The sequence below is a fragment of the Acidovorax sp. GW835-FHT14G06 genome (assembly GCF_058793595.1).
In genome coordinates this window covers 22,510-38,956 of the sequence record NZ_JBXAGA010000003.1, presented here as the reverse complement: position 1 = coordinate 38,956, position 16,447 = coordinate 22,510, and the positions used below count along the sequence as shown (strand labels likewise).

General features: G+C 61.7%; 16 protein-coding genes and 1 pseudogene. 10 read left to right on the top strand and 7 right to left on the bottom strand.

All coding sequences use genetic code 11. The features are described from left to right. The 4 genes from AC1Q64_RS05325 (at position 1) to AC1Q64_RS05310 (ending at position 1,538) form a co-directional block, all read left to right on the top strand. Positions 1–213 (top strand): hypothetical protein, encoded by a 213-nt coding sequence (locus tag AC1Q64_RS05325; protein WP_288851623.1) that lies wholly within the window; start codon positions 1–3, stop codon positions 211–213. A 229-nt stretch (positions 214–442) separates the two neighbouring features. After that, positions 443–850 (top strand): IS66-like element accessory protein TnpA, encoded by a 408-nt coding sequence (gene tnpA / locus AC1Q64_RS05320; RefSeq protein WP_233250285.1) that lies wholly within the window; start codon positions 443–445, stop codon positions 848–850. A gap of 20 nt (positions 851–870) precedes the next feature. Beyond that, positions 871–1,182, top strand: a complete 312-nt coding sequence (gene tnpB, locus AC1Q64_RS05315; RefSeq protein ID WP_108497518.1) for an IS66 family insertion sequence element accessory protein TnpB — start codon at positions 871–873, stop codon at positions 1,180–1,182. Positions 1,183–1,262: 80 nt separating this feature from the next. Next, on the top strand, positions 1,263–1,538 hold the full coding sequence (locus tag AC1Q64_RS05310; protein ID WP_204298269.1) for a transposase: 276 nt from the start codon (positions 1,263–1,265) through the stop codon (positions 1,536–1,538). A 138-nt stretch (positions 1,539–1,676) separates the two neighbouring features. Here AC1Q64_RS05310 and AC1Q64_RS05305 read toward each other — a convergent pair whose 3' ends face one another. Then, positions 1,677–2,564: a LysR substrate-binding domain-containing protein gene (locus tag AC1Q64_RS05305; RefSeq protein ID WP_027011074.1), complete on the bottom strand. Its 888-nt coding sequence runs from the start codon at positions 2,562–2,564 to the stop codon at positions 1,677–1,679. A 171-nt stretch (positions 2,565–2,735) separates the two neighbouring features. Here AC1Q64_RS05305 and phnC point away from each other — a divergent pair, with 171 nt between their 5' ends. The 4 genes from phnC to AC1Q64_RS05285 are packed head-to-tail and all read left to right on the top strand — an operon-like array spanning position 2,736 to position 6,236. After that, on the top strand, positions 2,736–3,575 hold the full coding sequence (gene phnC, locus AC1Q64_RS05300; RefSeq protein ID WP_060984576.1) for a phosphonate ABC transporter ATP-binding protein: 840 nt from the start codon (positions 2,736–2,738) through the stop codon (positions 3,573–3,575). After that, positions 3,569–4,447, top strand: coding sequence for a phosphate/phosphite/phosphonate ABC transporter substrate-binding protein (gene phnD, locus AC1Q64_RS05295; RefSeq protein WP_060984577.1), 879 nt, complete (start codon positions 3,569–3,571; stop codon positions 4,445–4,447). The genes phnC and phnD overlap by 7 nt, the downstream gene beginning before the upstream one ends. Beyond that, positions 4,444–5,244, top strand: a complete 801-nt coding sequence (gene phnE / locus AC1Q64_RS05290; protein WP_003056093.1) for a phosphonate ABC transporter, permease protein PhnE — start codon at positions 4,444–4,446, stop codon at positions 5,242–5,244. Before phnD ends, phnE begins: the two co-directional genes overlap by 4 nt. Before the next feature lie 8 nt (positions 5,245–5,252). After that, a complete protein-coding gene (locus tag AC1Q64_RS05285) occupies positions 5,253–6,236 on the top strand; it encodes an NAD(P)-dependent oxidoreductase (protein WP_060984578.1) in 984 nt (327 codons plus the stop codon). Between the two features lie 116 nt (positions 6,237–6,352). Here AC1Q64_RS05285 and tnpC read toward each other — a convergent pair. The 5 genes and pseudogenes from tnpC to AC1Q64_RS05260 all read right to left on the bottom strand — a co-directional run bounded on the left by tnpC (position 6,353) and on the right by AC1Q64_RS05260 (position 11,529). After that, positions 6,353–7,912: pseudogene (gene tnpC / locus AC1Q64_RS05280) on the bottom strand (IS66 family transposase). A 74-nt stretch (positions 7,913–7,986) separates the two neighbouring features. Beyond that, positions 7,987–8,319, bottom strand: coding sequence for an IS66 family insertion sequence element accessory protein TnpB (gene tnpB / locus AC1Q64_RS05275; protein ID WP_015912732.1), 333 nt, complete (start codon positions 8,317–8,319; stop codon positions 7,987–7,989). Continuing rightward, positions 8,316–8,654, bottom strand: a complete 339-nt coding sequence (gene tnpA / locus AC1Q64_RS05270) for an IS66-like element accessory protein TnpA (protein ID WP_288851620.1) — start codon at positions 8,652–8,654, stop codon at positions 8,316–8,318. The genes tnpB (AC1Q64_RS05275) and tnpA (AC1Q64_RS05270) overlap by 4 nt, the downstream gene beginning before the upstream one ends. A 163-nt stretch (positions 8,655–8,817) precedes the next feature. Then, a complete protein-coding gene (locus AC1Q64_RS05265; protein ID WP_288851619.1) occupies positions 8,818–10,077 on the bottom strand; it encodes a tyrosine-type recombinase/integrase in 1,260 nt (419 codons plus the stop codon). A 336-nt stretch (positions 10,078–10,413) separates the two neighbouring features. Further along, positions 10,414–11,529 (bottom strand): GGDEF domain-containing protein, encoded by a 1,116-nt coding sequence (locus AC1Q64_RS05260; protein ID WP_492250709.1) that lies wholly within the window; start codon positions 11,527–11,529, stop codon positions 10,414–10,416. A gap of 326 nt (positions 11,530–11,855) precedes the next feature. On the opposite strand from AC1Q64_RS05260, the gene selD reads away from it, so the two are divergent. Beyond that, entirely contained in the window at positions 11,856–12,911 is a 1,056-nt protein-coding gene (selD, locus tag AC1Q64_RS05255) for a selenide, water dikinase SelD (RefSeq protein WP_492250708.1), read from the top strand. Further along, complete coding sequence (gene mnmH, locus AC1Q64_RS05250) at positions 12,911–14,017, top strand: tRNA 2-selenouridine(34) synthase MnmH (RefSeq protein ID WP_492250707.1); 1,107 nt, start codon at positions 12,911–12,913, stop codon at positions 14,015–14,017. Before selD ends, mnmH begins: the two co-directional genes overlap by 1 nt. Here mnmH and AC1Q64_RS05245 read toward each other — a convergent pair whose 3' ends face one another. Then, positions 14,018–16,360 carry a CHASE2 domain-containing protein gene (locus tag AC1Q64_RS05245; RefSeq protein ID WP_492250706.1) on the bottom strand — a complete coding sequence of 781 codons (2,343 nt, stop codon included), beginning with the start codon at positions 16,358–16,360 and terminating at the stop codon, positions 14,018–14,020. Positions 16,361–16,447 lie beyond the last annotated feature (87 nt).

Sequence of the window (16,447 nt, the reverse complement as noted above, 5' to 3'; positions counted from 1 at the left end):
ATGAAGCGCATCGACAAGATCGCATCGTTTTCGGCGGCTGCATTCCCGGTCGGCATCTTCCTATCGACGGGCTCGTCGAGCTTTGGTTCAAGGACGTGGAATCGCTTAATGCAGCGTTCCGGATCTGAGGCCGGTCAGGAAACTATGGCCAACGCAAAGATTTGCCTGTCTGAAATAACGGCGTTCGTGGTAGCAGAGAGGCAAGTTGTCTAACCATTAGGACTTCCCATGATGAAGCGCATGACTCTTATTGCCAAAAGGGATGGTCTGGCTACAAGTGATTTCCGTGCTTATTGGGCTCCTTGAGAAGTACATCACCAACGGGGTAGCCTATCTGATTGATCGACTTTGGATTAAGTGATTGGTATCCGTCCGGTGACCCCATATTGAAAGCGCCGTGAGAAGCGGGCATCGTGTCCACGATTGGAGGATCGTGGAGACGATGGAACAGTTTTCAAGCGAAGGCCGGCCGCGCCGGCGTGAATACAGCAAAGCGTTCAAGGCACAGTTGGTGGCAGCGTGCGCGCAGCCCGGAGCCAGTGTCGGTGGTGTGGCCTTGTCGCACGGACTGCACGCGAACATGGTGCACCGATGGATTCGGGAGGCGGGCCCTGTGCGCGCGCAACCGGGCGTCGGTACGGATGCTGAGCCCGGCTTCATCTCGCTGCCGCTCACGGCAATGGCCGCCAGCACCCATGATGAGCAAGCGCTGGCTGCGTTTGCGCCATCCCCGCCTTTACCGCCGCCATCTGCGCCAGTCCAGGTGCGCCTGCAACGCGGCGAACTGGTGGTCAGTCTGCAGTGCCCAATGGGCCAGTGCGGGGCGCTCTTGCGCGAGGTGTTGCGGTGATCCGGGTCGATGCGGTCTGGATGTCCACGCAACCGCTGGACATGCGCACCGGCCCCGAGACGGCCCTGGCCAGAGTGGTGCAAGTCTTTGGCGCGGCCCGCCCGCACCACGCTTATCTCTTTGCCAACGCACGGGCCAACCGCCTGAAGGTACTGGTGCACGATGGTTTTGGCGTCTGGCTGGCCGCAAGGCGCCTGAACCAAGGCAAGTTTGTCTGGGGCGATGAGCGCCTGGGTCCCCAACTGACGCTGAGCGCCGAGCAACTGCAGGCACTGGTCACCGGCTTGTCCTGGCAGCGCCTGGGAGAAGACGCTGTGATCACGGTGCTGTGATGTTGGTCGCCCGTGCTATGGCGTTCAATTCGTGGATATGCCAGTAGGCGGCTGCCCACCCATCGGGGATGATGACGGCCATGAACGAACCGGTGGATCTGCAGAGCATGGACGAGGCGCAAATGCGCCAGATGCTGCAGCACCTCATGAGCGAGCTCAAACACAAGCAGACGCTGCTGGACAAGCTCAGCTACGAGATGGCCATCCTCAAGCGGCTGAAGTTCGCCGCCAAGACTGAGGCATTGAACGCCGATCAGCGCAGTCTGCTGGAAGACGCGCTCGAAGAAGACCTGCAGGGAGTGCGTCCGCAGCGGCCGAAAGGGTCGACAACGGGGTGCGAATCGGCCCTCGAATGACCCGAATCACGCCGCAGTTGCCGCCATCTGAAAACTCGCGCATCTGCACTCGTCGCAACGAGCGTTGTGCAGACCTTCCCTAACGATAGGCTTGGCATGAATGATCCACTCGGGCCCTGTCGCCAAGTTCGTGAATCTTTAGGCCAGGCCTCTTCTCACCTCTTTTGCCAAGTCGAAAATCGTTGCTATCAGCGGAGCGTTCTGTCGTTCGCGACGACAGATGAAGTCGACGTGGGTGGCCATTGCTGTATCCAGAATCTTCAGCTTCACAAGACGCGGATCTGGAACATAGGCTGTCTCGGCAACGACGCCTAGTCCTATTCCTTGTGCGACTGCCTCGCGGACAGCCTCCCGGCTTCCCATCTCCAGCGCAACCTGGATGTTGATATTGCGGGCAATTAGCTCGCTCTCGAAGACTCTTCTTGTCGTTGAACCTTCCTCACGTATGACGAAGCGCTGGCTCTGAAGGTCCTTGAGCACTATCTCACCGCACCGGGCTAGGGCGTGCTCTCGGTTCGCAAAGACCACCAGGCGCTGTGACCTGTATGGCATGCAATGGAGTTCGGGGTGCTCGGCGTGATTGAGGACCACGCCGACATCACCCTGGTAGTCGAGGAGCTTTTCCGTGATTGAGCGGGAGTCGCCTACACGGACAGAGACCTCGACCTGGGGATGGCGGCTCCCGAAGGCCTTCAGAACAGGGACTACGTTGTACGGGCCGATCGCGTGAATCACAAGACGCCCGACGAATCGGTTTTTGGCTGCTGCCAAAAGGGCGTGCGCATCTTCCTCGCCGCTGAATGCCCGCCGCGTGTAGTCCAGCAGAGTCCTGCCAAAGGTAGTCAGCTCAAGCCGGCGGCCTTGACGAAGAAAAAGCTCCACGCCGTACTCATTCTCCAGGCGCTGAATATGCGCTGAGATGGTGGGCTGCTGTAGATCAAGCAGCTTCGCAGCAGCAGTCATGCTTCCGGCCCTTGCCGTCGCATCAAAGGCTTTCAAAGCCGCAAGTAGCGTGAGTCCAGACATAGGTGTTATCTATAGATACCCCTATTTTTCGGGGTGCAAGTTTCATATTGATGACACGTTCCACGAACAAACTGCACGCATGCCTAGCCGTATCGAACTTCTTTCTGCGGCAAATGTGCGTCATAAGCGCTCTCGCGCTGCTCGCAGGCAGAAACTTGCAAAGGTAACAACATGAAGTTGGAGAAAGACCGAGACGTTCTGAGTCTCAAGGGAGTTTCCGTCCGCTACGGTGACTCGACCGTGGCCTTGCACCCGACGAGTCTGGATGTGAAGCAGGGAGAGTTTTTGGTGCTTCTGGGCGCCTCGGGCGCAGGGAAGTCCACCTTGTTACGAAGCATCAATGGACTGGTGCTGCCCACAAAAGGCGAGGTATCGATACCTGGCCTGGCAGGTGGGGTAGTCAACGCAAAGACGCTGAGAGAGCACCGCAAGCGCTGTGGGATGGTTTTCCAGCAGCATCATCTGATTGGACGTCAGTCGGTCCTCAGGAATGTTCTGATGGGAAAGCTCGGTGACAGGGGTGCATTCGCTTCGCTATGGCCGTGGAGCAAGAAGGACAAGCTGGAGGCGCTCACAGTGATTGAGCGTGTCGGGCTGCTCGAAAAGGCGCTCTCCCGGGCTGATGCCTTGTCTGGGGGGCAGCAGCAGCGCGTAGGCATAGCTAGGGCGCTAATACAGAAGCCACGAATCCTGCTGGCCGATGAGCCTGTTGCCAGCCTGGACCCGGCAACCGCACATAGCGTGCTCACCTTGTTGCATGAGATCTGCAAAAAGGACCACCTCACCGCAATCGTAAGTCTTCACCAGGTGGAGCTCGCGCGCTCGTTTGCAGACCGAATCATTGGGCTCCGCCAGGGAGCTGTTGTATTCGAGGGTAGGGCAGAGCAGCTGAGTCCCGATGTTGCGCGGAACCTCTATGCAAAGCAGTCCAACGCTTCCAACACGAGTGCGTCCACTGATAGCCCCCGAACTCTTCAATCCAGTCAAACCAAGGAGCTCTTGCCATGCTGAATCGCCGTAACTTCTCTCTTGTTGTCAGCGCAGCTTCTTTTGCTGCACTCCTTCCTCTGTGGGCTCATGCGCAGGGAAAGGATCCATCAAAGCTTCGTGTCGCCCTTCTTCCAGATGAGAACGCTGCCAGCATCATCCAGAACGCGCAGCCTCTTAAGCGCTATCTTGAACAGCAGCTCAAGAAGGATGTTGAGATTGTGGTGACTACCGATTACTCCTCGATGATCGAGGCAATGCGGTTCGGTCGGATTGAGGTAGCGTACTTTGGACCGTTCTCGTACGTTTTGGCCAAATCTAAGGCGTCCGGGATTGAGCCCTTTGCGGTGGGCGTTGAACGTGGGTCGCCCACATACCAGTCGGTCCTCATCGCAACGGCCGGAGGGCCGGTGAAAACGCTTGAAGACGTGCGCGGCAAGCCCTTCGGATTTGGCGACCAGGCGTCCACATCAAGCCACCTTGCACCACGTGCACACCTGCTCAAGAAGTACAAGCTTGATGGTGAGAAGGACTATCGGCCAGTTCACCTTGGGGCACATGACGCGGTCGCACGTGCGGTGCAGTCGGGTCAGATTCCAGCCGGGGCTCTGTCCAAGCAGATTCTGGACAACCTCATCGCTCGAGGAAGCATTGATGCCACGAAGATTGTTCAGCTTGACCTTTCTGCTCCCATTCCAAACTATCCGATCGTCATGCAGGGGGACCTCAAGCCTGAGCTCAAAGCTGCCATCCGCTCTTCCTTTCTGGACATGAAGGATGCTGAGGTGCTCAAGGCGTTTCGTGTCCAGGCGTTTGCCGCCACTGATGACGCTGCATATGACGTCCTTAGGGATACCGCAACCATCCTGAAGCTTGATTTGGGCCGTATGCAATGACCTCGGCTGCATTCGAGAACATCATCAGTCGCGACAAGCGGGAGCAGTTCATTGGACTGCGCAATACAGCGTTCGTCCTTCTGGTTTGCCTTGTAGCCCTGTACGTCACGGGGTTCTTCGATGCACAGCGGTTCATCGAAGGCGCCCCGGCTGTCAAGCAGCTCTCATCTGAGATGGTCCCTCCCAACTTCGACCGCTGGGAGCACTGGGTCATCCCGCTGAGGGACACCTTGGCGATGTCGATTGCCGGCACAGCACTGACTATCGTGCTTTCACTTCCGCTGGCGCTCCTGGCGGCTCCAAACACCACCCCCAATCCTTTGGTGGGAAGAGTGGCCAGAGTCATCCTGGCGGCATTCCGGTCCGTGCCAGAAATCATTCTTGGCATTCTGTTCGTGGCAGCCGTAGGGTTTGGTGCTCTACCTGGGGTGCTCGCACTGGCGTTGCATTCCACGGGAATGGTCGCAAAGTTTTACGCGGAAGCCATTGAGCACGTGGATCCGAAGCCACTTGAAGCAGCTGCTGCGGTAGGCGCAAGCCGCTTTCAGGTCATCTCGCATGCCGTTATCCCCCAAGTCCTTCCACAGTTGGCAGACATAACCATCTATCGCTGGGAGTACCACTTCAGGGCCTCCGCAGTACTTGGCATTGTCGGTGCAGGTGGCATCGGCTTCGAGCTGATGGCAGCACTTCGCCTTGTCAAGTATGACGAGGTCTCAGCCATCCTTCTGTCGATTCTTGCCTGTGTCCTCGTGGTTGACAGCATTGGATCGATGCTGCGAAAGCGTCTCAAGTAAATCGAAAAATGAATCATCGGAAAATCGTCGTAACGCAGCCAGTTCATGAAGAGGTTCTAAGGAAGCTCCAGGCTGAGGGTGAGGTCATCATGAATCCAGGGCCTGAACCCTGGAGCCCCAGCCAGCTCAGGGAGTACCTCGTGGATGCTGATGCCATGATGGCCTTCATGACAGACAGTGTGACCAAAGAGTCGCTGCTGAACGCTCCCAGGCTCAAGACCATCTCCTGTGCACTCAAGGGGTACGACAACTTCGACCTGAGGGCTTGCGCACAAGCCGGGGTGAGCGTCACCTTTGTTCCTGACCTCCTCACAGAGCCCACAGCCGAGCTGGCCATCGGATTGGCTATTGCTGCTGGCAGGAACGTGCTTCAGGGTGACGCCGCTACAAGAGCAGGCTACTCTGGGTGGAGGCCAGCTCTATACGGAACCGGGCTTCATGGGTCGGTGGCCAGCGTGATCGGTCTCGGAAAAGTTGGGCAGGCCATATTGGCGCGACTCGCGGGCTTTGGCTGCGCGCGGCTGCTTGGTGTAGACCCAAGTGTGCGTCTAGATCAGGTCGAACTGGTCACGCTCGATGAGGCTGTCAGCACATCGGACTATGTGTTCCTGGCAGTGCCTCTTGTTAGCGATACGCGCCACCTGGTTGACTCCAGGATGCTTCAACTATCGAAAAAGGGCCAGATCCTTGTAAACGTGGGTAGGGGGTCTGTGGTCGACGAAAGGGCGGTTGTCGATGCCTTGGCGAATGAGCAACTTGGCGCGTACGCCGCTGACGTCTATGAGATGGAAGATTGGCTACTTCCAGACAGACCTCGCGAAATTCATCCGGGATTGACCAACAACGCCAGAACAGTACTCACTCCCCACATCGGCTCGGCTGTGAGACGCGTACGGTTCGAAATTGAAATGCGGGCTGCTGAGAACCTAGTCCGCTCACTCAGGGGCGAGAGTTTGAGTGATGTTGCTGTCGAGGCCAGCGCGGCAGCATAGGTATGGTTGCTCGGCGGTTTGCACGCCAGCTGAAATGGGCGCGGCTTCAAAGCCTATGTCCTATGGCTGGGTGCAACGTAAGCGTCCGGCAAACCCAGGCCTACCGAGGCCGGTGATCAGGCGTCGGCGGGTTTCCAGCGGTGTGGCAGGAGCTCGACGATGCGGCTGGCCTTGTGCGTGGGCAGTCGCGTGAGCACGTCCTTGAGGTAGGCATACGGGTCGTGCCCGTTCATACGGGCCGACTGGATCAGGCTCATGACGGCGGCCGCTCGCTGGCCCGCACGCAGGCTGCCGGCAAACAGCCAGTTGTTACGACCGATGGCAATGGGCCGGATCTGGTTCTCGATCCAGTTGTTGTCGACCGGCAGTTGTCCGTCATCCACGAATCGGGTCAGCGCATCCCAGCGCCGCAGGCTGTAGTCCAGCGCCTTGGCGGTTGCTGATCCGTCGGGCACCTGGCGCCGTTGCAGCGTCATCCACTCTTTAAGAGCGTCCAGGATCGGCCGGGTCTGCTGCTGCCGAACGGCTTGCCGTTACTCGGTGTCCAGCTCTTTGACGTCCCGCTCGATCTCATAGACCCGGGCGAACTGCTGCAGGGCGAACTCGGCGATCTGGCTCTGGTTGGCCGCGTGCAGGTCGAAGAACTTGCGCCGGGCATGGGCCAGACAGCCCACCTCGGTCACGCCGCTGGCGATCAAGGCCTTGTAGCCGCTGAAGTCGTCGCAGGTCAGGCAGCCCTTCCAGGCCTTGTCGGTGCCGTGGCCCAGGAAGCGCCGGGCGTGTTCGCCCGAGCGGGATTCGCAGAAGTCGTAGACCACAGCCTTGATGCTCTCGAAGGCCCCCGGCGCATAGGCCCAGAGGTAGGCGCGGTGCGTCTTGCCATCGCCGGGCTTGAGCATGGCCACCGGCGTCTCATCGGCGTGTAGCACCCGGTGGCTGAGGATCTCGGTCTTCAGGGCATCGACCAGCGGCTGCAGCCGCACCCCGCAGGTGCCCACCCACTGCGCCAGGGTCGAGCGAGGGATGGCCAGGCCAGCGCGGCCGAAGATCGCCTCCTGCCGGTACAGCGGCAGGTGATCGGCGTACTTGCCCACCAGCACCTGGGCCAGCAGGCCGGTGGTGGGGATACCTTTGTCGATGACGTGCGCCTCGACCGGCGCTTGTTGAATGGTCTCGCACCGGGCGCAGGCCCACTTGCCGCGGATGTGGCGCTCGACACTGAAGACGCCGGGCACATAGTCCAGCTTCTCGGCCACGTCCTCGCCCACGCGTTTCATCTGGCAGCCACACGCGCACGTGGTGGACGTGGGTTCGTGGCGGATCTCGCGGCGTGGCAGGTGCGCCGGCAAGGGCATCCGCTTGGCCTGTCTCTTCTCGGGGGTGGCCGGTGCTTGCGTCTGCGCCAGCGCGTCGATCTCGCTGGCCACGGCCGCCAGGTCCGCTTCGATCTCGTCGTCGAGCAGGCTCTTCTGCTCAGGGCTGAAGCGCTCTGATTGGGCGGCGAACTTCATGCGCTTCAAGAGCGCGTTCTCGTGCGTGAGCTTGTCGATGAGGGTCTGCTTGAAGGCAAGCTCCTGGTCCTTGGCAGCAGCGGCTTGCAGCATGGACAGCAGCGCCGAGCGCAATTGCTCGGGACTCAGACTATCCAGGGATTGCGGCTCTACGACCATGGGCATGACTGTGCCAGCGCCGGTAACGCCACGCCATTGGCACATGCACCGATTGGCAGGCCGCATGTCAGCGATCAGATTCAGAGCACGGTGATGAGGCCACCATCGCCCAGGCGCTGCCAAGGCAACCCGAGCACCAGAGCGTCGAACTGCGAGCGGCTGAGCGTGGTGGTCAACGCACCGTCACGCGGCCAGACGAACTTGCCGCTGTTCAGGCGCCGCGCCGCCAGCCACACCCCAATGCCGTCGTGCACCAACACCTTCATGCGGCTGGCTCTCCGGTTGGCAAACAGGTAGGCGTGATGCGGACGCGCAGCACCGAAGACGGCCACCACACGGGCCAGCGCGGTGTCTGTGCCGGCACGCATGTCCAGCGGCTCGGTAGCCAGCCACAGGGCGTCGATGCGGATCACTTGAGCAGGTCCCGCATCCAGGCCGCGCAGTGCTCGGCCGCGCAGACCGGCCAGGTCAGCGAGATGCTGGTAGCGCCACGGCGCAACTCGATGCGGATGTCTGGGGCCGGCGCACAGCTGGGCGCAGGCAGCGTCACCGGCACGAAGGTGGGAACTTGCATATCTGTGCTGGGGGCATGGGCCAGTCGGCGCCATTTGTGCACGACGTTGGCGTTGATGCCGTGCGAGAGCGCCATGCTGGCCACCGATGCACCGGGCTGGGCGCACTCGGCCAGGATCTGCTGCTTGAGCTCGGCGCTGTGGCGCCGACGGGTCTTGTTCTGGGCTTCGGTCATGGTGTCCACCTATCTGGTTTGGTGGACACCATCGTTGCCGCTTACGCCGCCGCCCTCAAGGGTGGGATGACCGTGCGCTTACAGTGATTGCAGCGCGCGGGCGCTTCCGGAAGCACCTTGCGTGGACATGTTGATGAGGGAAGCACGTCTCTGGGCAAATACTCTAGCTCTTGGATATGTTCAGCATCGTAGATCGTGTATCGCTGAAAGCGCCTGCGAGCGAACGCCTTGTGTCGCCAGCGCAAAACTCTGCCCAGTCTTGCATCATCTTGCGCCGTTTGTCCAATGCATCGCCGCGGCGGTATGCAGCTTCTACCTTGTTGTCCAGAACGTGAGCCAATGCTTGCTCAGCGATATCCCGAGGGTGATTGGTGAGTTCACCTGCCCAATCGCGGAACGTAGAGCGGAATCCGTGGGGCACTGCATCCACCTCCATGCGACGCAGCACAGAAGTCAATGCCATATCCGAGAGAGCTTTCCCGCTTTCGCTTGAAAAAACCAGATCAACATCTGCCTTCTTGGGGAGCTTTTTCAGAATTGCCAGTGCGAAGCTGGACAAGGGTACGCGATGCTCTTTGCCTGCCTTCATGCGTTCAGCGGGAATTGTCCAGACGGAAGCGTCAAGGTCAAACTCATCCCATCGAGCACCTCTCACCTCACCACTGCGTGAAGCGCAAAGAATCGCAAACTCCAGCGCACGCGCAGCGAGACCTTCTCGGCGACGAAGCGCATTCATGAACTCAACCATCTTGGCGACTGGAAGTGCGCGATAGTGTTCAACCTTCTGGATCTTTCCTGGAGCGGGCAGTAGCTTGTCGAGGTGGCCCTTCCAGCGTGCTGGGTTGTCGCCAGTCCGATATTTGCGAACGGTGGCCCAGTCGAGCACGCTCTCGATACGTCCACGCAGGCGCGTGGCGGTCTCGGTCTTTGTTTTCCAGATGGGCTCCAGAACCTTCAATACGTGGTCTTGTCCGACATCCTGGACCAGAAGATCTCCGAGGTGTGGGTATGCATAGGTTTCCAGGGTTGCACCCCACTGGGCTCGGTGCTTGGGGTTCTTCCAACCCTCGCCATGGGCCTCGATATAGGCAAGAGCTGCCTGTTTGAATGTCTTCTGCGTTGCCTGCTGCGCCTTGAGGCTGCTGGCGATTGCCAGACGCTGCACGATGGGATCGATACCTTGGTCAATCTGCTCTTTGGCTGCGCGGGCCTTCTCCTTGGCTTTGGCCAAAGGCACTTCCGGAAAACCGCCAAGACCCATGTGCCTGCGTTTGTTTCCCACCATGGTTCGTAGGACCCAGGACCTTGCGCCCGACTTCACTACATAAAGGTACAGGCCCGCCACGCCGCCCACGGCATGGTGTCCCACCTTCGTCAGGCGCCCAACCTCCAAGGCCGACAGTTCTTTCGCTTTGCGTGCCATCTTTCGAATCCCAAAGTCACATCCTTGATGTCAGCGAGCCCGGCAAAGAGCTCTCTGATGTCAAATTGTGCCGCGTTTTTATCCGCCATGGTATCTACCATAAAAGATCCGATTGAATCAGATTTGGCTGGACTGATTTGGACTTTGAGATCGAGTGATTTTTGGAAAAACTTATATAAATCAGCGGTCTAGGTGTTGCGCTTGGACTGATCTGGACTTCGTCGGAAGTTCGGCGGACGGACACCCTCTCCGCCAGTATCCAAAGGGTTTGCTGCTATGAAAATAGCAGCAAACCCTTTCTGGTTTCTGGGGCTGCCGTTCGGTTCGCGCGGGTTTTCAGCCTACTTGGACCCGGTTGCGGCCTTGGGCCTTGGCCTCATAGAGTGCCGCATCGGCCCTGGCGATCAGGGCATCGATGGTGCGGTCCCCGTGGCGTACTGTGGTCAAGCCGATGCTGACCGTGCAATGCGGCCGGTCTGCCGAGCCGGGCGTTGCATGCAGCGCTGCACGCATGCGTTCGGCCGCCGCTTTTGCAGCGTCGGTGTCGGTTTCGGGCAGGATCACCAAAAACTCTTCACCGCCATAGCGCCCCAGCCGATCGGCTGAGCGCAGGTGGGACTGAATGAGCTGGACAAAGTGCGCCAGCACATGGTCGCCTGCCAAGTGTCCGTGCTCGTCGTTGATGCGCTTGAAGTGGTCGAGGTCCAGGATCAGCAGCGAGAAGGGGTTGCCATAGCGCTCCCACCGCGCCAAGTCGTCGGCACAGGCCGCGAGCACTGCCCTGCGGGTGTAGGCGCCGGTCAGAGAGTCGTGGGTGGCCATGTATTCAAACTCCTCCCGCACGCGCTCACCGGCCATCAGCAGCACGCCAATGCTCACCAGCAGCGCCGAGAAGCTGAAGGTCGCGATGTACAAGGTCTGGATGGGAGACTGCGCAAAGCGCTGGGTGTCTGCCAGGTCCAGCCACAGTGTTGACAGCGCCCTGCAGATCAGCACGGCAGCCTGGCCCCACAACACCATGGCCGTGAAACGGTGTGCGAACCTTTTATTGCCATGGCGGCCCAGCAGCCTGGCATGTTCGACCACCACAGCCGCCAGCGTGCCGCTGAAGACCAGCACGCGAATTCGATAGTCGGGGTACACGTGCATGAAGAACGCCAGCACGAGCAGGGTGGCTGCTATCACAGCGGCCCAGCGGCGCCACGACGATGGCAGGCCGTGTAGCCGCTCACTGCCCCAGAGGAAAAGCGTGACACCCACCAGCAGCAGTCCATTGCCGATCAACGTCACCAGCGGGGCGGGCAGCAGGCCGTCCAGGCCGTAAAACAGTGTGGACGCCGCACAGACCAGCGGCGCCGTGCCCCAGAGCCGCATGCCCCGGATGGATGCAGGGTAGTTGCGGCGCAGTCCCAGCAGGACCAAGCCCATGACGATGCCGATCAGTCCGGCCATGATGGTCAAGGAGCGAAGGTCAAGCTGAAACATGGAATGTCTGGTTCTTTCGGGGAGTGCTGTGAAAGTGGGCGCGGTGTTGCAAAAGAATGCGAAGGCGTGACCACGGAGGTGGACGCCTGGCGCGGTGGGGCAGTGGATGCACCGGTCTGGTGCGATTTTAGGTGGGGATGTGCTCGGACTATGTCCGGTTTTGTATGGTGTTCAGCGGTTTAGACGGACTCTATCGGCTCGGCTGCAGGCCACTGGGTGATGCGCAGGCACTGCGCCTGTAGGCCAAAATGAGTGGTTGCGCAGCTTGCGTCTGCGACCCGAAGGAACCCTGCATGTCCCAAGAATTTCCAACCGATAACCCGGGCATCCGCCTGACCCAGTACAGCCACGGCGCAGGCTGCGGCTGCAAGATCAGCCCCAAGGTGCTGGACGTGATCCTGGCTGGCAGTGGGGCCCAGCACCTGGACCCGAGGCTCTGGGTGGGCAACACTTCGCGGGACGATGCTGCGGTGTATGCCCTGGATGGGGAGCGCGGGGTGGTGTCCACCACCGATTTCTTCATGCCGATCGTGGATGACCCCTATGACTTCGGGCGCATTGCAGCCACCAATGCGATCAGCGACATCTACGCCATGGGCGCCGATCCGCTGATGGCGATTGCCATCCTGGGGTGGCCGGTCAATGTGCTGCCGCCAGAGGTGGCCCGTGAGGTGGTACGCGGCGGGCGCGCCGTGTGTGATGCGGCGGGCATTCCGCTGGCGGGTGGGCACTCCATCGATGCGCCGGAGCCCATCTTCGGACTGGCGGTGACAGGCATCGTAGAAAAGCGCCACCTCAAGCGCAACGACACGGCCACGGCGGGTTGCCGTCTGTATCTGACCAAGCCGCTCGGGATCGGTATCCTGACCACGGCAGAGAAAAAGGCCAAGCTGCGCCCCCAGGACGTGGGTGTGGCGCGGGACCTGATGTGCACGCTCAACCAGCCAGGGAGCCGGTTTGGCCGACTGGCGGGTGTGACGGCGATGACGGATGTCACCGGCTTTGGTCTTTTGGGGCACCTGGTTGAGATGGCGGAAGGCAGCGGCTTGAGCGCCGTGATTGACTATGCGTCCGTGCCCCGCCTGGATGGGGTGGACTATTACATGGACCAGGGCTGTGTGCCCGGCGGCACGCTGCGCAACTTTGACAGCTATGGCGCAAAAATTGCGCCCCTCACCGACGTGCAGAAGCACCTGCTGTGCGACCCTCAGACCAGCGGGGGGCTATTGGTGGCCGTGAGCCCGGAGGGGGAACCTGAGTTTCTGCAGGTGGCCACGGAACTGGGCCTGGCGCTGCAGCCCATTGGTCAGCTCACCCCGCGACAGGCGTTTGCCGTCGAGTTGCGCTGATGCCAACTAACCTGACGGACTACCGGCACATCTTCCTGAACGATGTGCCCATGATGGATGTGCGCGCCCCGGTGGAGTTTGGTCAGGGCGCCTTTCCTGGGGTCGCCAACCTCCCCTTGATGGACGATGGCGAGCGCCAGCAGGTGGGCACCTGCTACAAGCACAAGGGCCAGGAGGCCGCGATTGAACTGGGGCATCAGCTGGTATCGGGCAGCACTAAGCGCCAGCGTATTGAGGCCTGGGCGCAGTTTGCGCGGGCGCACCCGCAGGGCGTGCTGTATTGCTTTCGTGGAGGGCTGCGCTCGCAGATCGTGCAGCAATGGTTGCTGAACGAAGCGGGCATGGACTACCCCCGGGTGGTGGGTGGCTACAAGGCCATGCGTGGGTTCCTCATCGGCACCACGCAGGCTGCGGCGGCGCAATGTGGGTTTGTGGTGCTCAGTGGCCTGACGGGCACTGGCAAGACCGAGGTGATTGCGCAGCTGGCCAACGGCCTCGACCTGGAAGGGCATGCCAACCACCGAGGTTCCAGTTTTGGCCAGCGTGTCAGCGGCCAGCCCACGCAGATCGATTTTGAGAACCGGTTGGCCATCGATGTGCTCAAGAAACGTGCTCGGGGCCACGAAACCTTGGTGCTGGAGGACGAAGGGCGCCATGTGGGCAGTTGCTCTGTGCCCCTGGAGCTGCGGCAGCGGCTGGAACAGGTACCCATCGTCTGTCTGGAGGATTCTTTCGACGCCCGTGTTGAGCGCATCTTGCGAGACTATGTGCAGCAGCAGTGCGCGGATTTTGTGGCGGCCCATGGCGAGGCGGCGGGTGCCGGCCTGTTTGCAATGCGGTTGCTCGACAGCCTTGAAAAACTTGCCAAGCGCCTCGGGGGCGACCGCTACCAGACGCTGCGCACATTGATGCAGGCAGCACTTGCGCAGCAACGGAGTCAGGGCGACTTGTCGTTGCACCGGGGCTGGATTGCGGCACTCATGCGTGACTACTACGACCCGATGTATGTCTACCAGCGGCAAAGCCGGGCTGACCGCATCGTTTTCCAGGGCGACCACCGGGCGGTGCTCGACTTTCTGCAGTCGCAGTCGGCCCCTCGCTGCTAGCTATGCCGCGTCGTCGTCATCGTCCGACGGCGCATTCAGCCGCTGCGGCAGCACCAGCCGGAACTCGGCCCCGCGCCCTACGTCGCTGTCCACCTCCAATGCGCCGCCGTGGCGTAGCACCACGGTCTGCACCAGTGCCAGGCCCAGGCCAACCCCTGCGATGGTGGGGTGGCTGTGGTCGTGCAGCCGCTGGTACGGGGTGAACAGGCGGCCTTGCTGCTCGGGCGCAATGCCGGGGCCATGGTCCCGCACCGACACCACCCATTGCGTGCCGCGCGCCACGATGGCGCATTGCACCGCTCCGCCATCGGGGCTGAACTTGATGGCGTTGTGGATCACATTGGTCAGCGCACGGGACAGCAGGGAGCGGTCGCCCAGGCATGGCGCGGTGTCCGGGGCAGCCACCGTACGCAGGTCCACGTTGCGGTCGCGGGCCAGGGTCCAGAGATCGTCGGTGGTTTCGGAGAGCAGGGCGGCCAGGTCCAGTGGCGCCATCCGGTATTCCTGCGTCTGCGCGCTGGCCAGTTGCACAAAACTCTCGGCCATGCCCAGCGAGGCCTGCGCGTAACGCTCAATGCGCTCCAGCAACTCCTGGTCCGACAGGCGGCCGGGATAGGCGCGCTGCATCTCCAGCAGCGTCAGGATGGATGCGTTGGGCGCGCGGATGTCGTGCGAGATGAAGTGCATGGCCTGGTCGCGTTGCTGCAGCGCACGGCGCATCTCGGTCAGGTCCACCAGGGTCAGCAGCCAGCCTGCGTTGGCCAGGTCGGTGAAAGGCTTGCTCTGCACCAGCAGACTGCGGCCCTGGGCGTCGGTGCCCTCTGCCTGCCCGGGCAGGGCGGCGCTGCGCAGGCTGGCCTGGGTGATGATCGGCTGCTCTGTGCCCACCTGCACCAGGTCGGCCAGCAGGTCCACCACTGACAGGCCCTGCAGGGAGGGCTGGGTGGGCCCGCCCAGGTGCTGGCGGGCTGCCTGGTTGGCCAGCAGGATTTCGCCCTCGGGGGCGCAGACAATGGTGGGCGATGGCAGCTGCTGCAGGCTTTCGCTCACGAAGTGGTGCAGGTCGCGCAGCTGGCGTGAAGCGCGTTCCACGGCATTGATGCGGCGCTCCAGAAAGTCAGCAGAGTCTCCAGGCCGTCTGCGCAATCGCATGGGCAAACCCTGGCGCTGCAGGTTCTCCATCTCCAGCCGCAAGAAGTGCGCGGCCGCGCTCAGTCGCCTCCAGCTCCACAACGGGTAGGCCAGTGTCAGGCCCAGCAAGGCGGCGGCCGGGGCGAACTGCAGGCCCGCCCACCAGGGCAAGGCCATGCTCAGAAGCAACGTGGCCACGGCCAGCCCGGCGCTGGTCAGCAACGCGGCCAGGGGGCCGATGAGCAGCAAGGCCAGCAGCGCGCAGGCCACCGGCACCAGGTTGAAGGCCATGTTCAGTGCCTGCGGTGCGCGCACGATGTGTTCGCCGGCCAGGCGGGCATCCAGCACATGGGCAACCACCTCCACGCCCGGCATCAGGCGCGACTGCTGGCTGACGGGCGTGGCAAACATGTCGCCCAGGCCCGAGGCCGCAGCGCCCACCAGCACATACTTGCCCTCCAGTGCTCCGGCGGGCACCTGGCCACGCAGCACATCGATGTACGAGTAGGTGGTGAAAGGCGACGGCCCGGCCGCATATGCGATGAGTGTGGGGTCGGTGCGCTGCCAGGGGCTGGTGTCAGCCTCGCTGACGGGCGAGGGTGCACAGGTGGTGGCGGGCTGCCGGTCTGCCACGCACTGCAGCGCGCTGCTGAAGTGGTGCCAGGGCGCTGCTGCCGGGCCTTCAAGCAGGTACAGGCTGCGCACCACGCCATCGCTGTCGGGTGCTACATGCACATGTCCCAGGCCGGCTGCAGCGCCCGCAAAGGCTGGCCAGGGCATGTCGGTCTGGTTGTTGACAGGTCCATAGCCGCGTCGCAGCACGGGCAGCACCACACGCGCGCTGCGCCGGATGGCATCGGTCAGCAGCAGGTCGTCTTCGGGGTAGTCCAGGTCGGCTTCGTTGAACAACACGTCCATGCCAATGGCGCGTGGGTTATGGGCGGTCAGCCGTGCGATCAACTCGGCATGCAATGCCCGGCGCCAGGGCCAGCGGCCGATGTCGGCAATGCTGGCATCGTCGATGGCAACGATCACGATGTCGGGGTGCGCGGGCCGTGAGACCAGGCGCATGCCCGCGTCCTGCACCAGGTGGTTGACGCGGCCCAGGCTGTCGGCGGTGCTGAGCCAGGCCACCAGCGCCATGAGAGCACAGGCCAGCAGCACCCATTCCAGGCGTCGGCGTCGGCGGCGCAGGTGGGCAATGGTCAGCATGACAGGGGTGGGCTGCGAAGCGTCTGCTCAGCGCGTGCCAGGGCTGCCGCGCCTGCCGTTGTGATGGACAGGGCTGCGCTGGATGGG

Coding starts and splice junctions, on each gene's coding strand:
- tnpA (WP_233250285.1), top strand. CDS start 443: ATGGAACAGTTTTCAAGCGAAGGCCGGCCGCGCCGGCGTGAATACAGC.
- selD (WP_492250708.1), top strand. CDS start 11,856: ATGTCCCAAGAATTTCCAACCGATAACCCGGGCATCCGCCTGACCCAG.
- tnpA (WP_288851620.1), bottom strand. CDS start 8,654: ATGACCGAAGCCCAGAACAAGACCCGTCGGCGCCACAGCGCCGAGCTC.
- AC1Q64_RS05245 (WP_492250706.1), bottom strand. CDS start 16,360: ATGCTGACCATTGCCCACCTGCGCCGCCGACGCCGACGCCTGGAATGG.
- AC1Q64_RS05265 (WP_288851619.1), bottom strand. CDS start 10,077: ATGGCACGCAAAGCGAAAGAACTGTCGGCCTTGGAGGTTGGGCGCCTG.
- mnmH (WP_492250707.1), top strand. CDS start 12,911: ATGCCAACTAACCTGACGGACTACCGGCACATCTTCCTGAACGATGTG.
- AC1Q64_RS05325 (WP_288851623.1), top strand. CDS start 1: ATGAAGCGCATCGACAAGATCGCATCGTTTTCGGCGGCTGCATTCCCG.
- tnpB (WP_108497518.1), top strand. CDS start 871: ATGTCCACGCAACCGCTGGACATGCGCACCGGCCCCGAGACGGCCCTG.
- phnD (WP_060984577.1), top strand. CDS start 3,569: ATGCTGAATCGCCGTAACTTCTCTCTTGTTGTCAGCGCAGCTTCTTTT.
- AC1Q64_RS05305 (WP_027011074.1), bottom strand. CDS start 2,564: ATGTCTGGACTCACGCTACTTGCGGCTTTGAAAGCCTTTGATGCGACG.
- phnE (WP_003056093.1), top strand. CDS start 4,444: ATGACCTCGGCTGCATTCGAGAACATCATCAGTCGCGACAAGCGGGAG.
- AC1Q64_RS05260 (WP_492250709.1), bottom strand. CDS start 11,529: ATGGCCGGACTGATCGGCATCGTCATGGGCTTGGTCCTGCTGGGACTG.
- AC1Q64_RS05310 (WP_204298269.1), top strand. CDS start 1,263: ATGAACGAACCGGTGGATCTGCAGAGCATGGACGAGGCGCAAATGCGC.
- phnC (WP_060984576.1), top strand. CDS start 2,736: ATGAAGTTGGAGAAAGACCGAGACGTTCTGAGTCTCAAGGGAGTTTCC.
- AC1Q64_RS05285 (WP_060984578.1), top strand. CDS start 5,253: ATGAATCATCGGAAAATCGTCGTAACGCAGCCAGTTCATGAAGAGGTT.